The 758-nt window shown below is 63.6% G+C and carries 1 protein-coding gene; it reads left to right on the plus strand.

Going from position 1 to position 758, the window contains the following annotated elements:
- Nucleotides 1-758: AMP-binding protein (locus E1K68_RS27500; protein ID WP_212614958.1), on the plus strand; the 758-nt coding region annotated here is incomplete at both ends.

Genomic DNA, 758 nt, shown 5'->3' on the forward strand with positions numbered 1-758 from the left:
CCGCTGGTGGCGCATATCATCGCTACCGGCGAGCGCTATGAAACCTCACCGGCCGATTGCGAACTGCACTTCATGTCCTTCGCCTTCGACGGTTCCCACGAAGGCTGGATGCACCCGCTGATCAACGGCGCCAGCGTGTTGATCCGTGACGACAGCCTGTGGCTGCCGGAATACACCTACGAGCAGATGCACCGCCACAACGTGACCATGGCGGTGTTCCCACCGGTGTACTTGCAACAGTTGGCCGAACATGCCGAGCGCGACGGCAACCCGCCGGCGGTGCGGGTGTATTGCTTCGGCGGTGATGCCGTTGCTCAAGCCAGCTATGACCTGGCCTGGCGCGCGCTGAAACCCAAGTACCTGTTCAACGGCTATGGCCCGACGGAAACCGTGGTTACACCGTTGTTGTGGAAGGCCCGCAAAGGCGATCCCTGCGGCGCTGTCTATGCGCCCATCGGCACCTTGCTGGGCAACCGCAGTGGCTACGTGCTGGATGCGCAACTGAATCTGCAACCCATCGGCGTGGCCGGCGAGTTGTACCTGGGCGGCGAGGGCGTGGCCCGGGGTTACCTGGAGCGTCCGGCACTGACTGCCGAGCGTTTCGTACCGGACCCGTTCGGCAAACCGGGCAGCCGCGTGTATCGCAGCGGCGACCTGACCCGTGGGCGTCCGGATGGCGTGGTGGATTACCTGGGGCGTGTCGACCATCAAGTGAAGATCCGCGGTTTTCGTATCGAACTGGGGGAAATCGAAGCGCG

It is taken from the genome of Pseudomonas sp. B2021 (genome assembly GCF_018135665.1).
Lineage (GTDB): Bacteria > Pseudomonadota > Gammaproteobacteria > Pseudomonadales > Pseudomonadaceae > Aquipseudomonas > Aquipseudomonas lactis.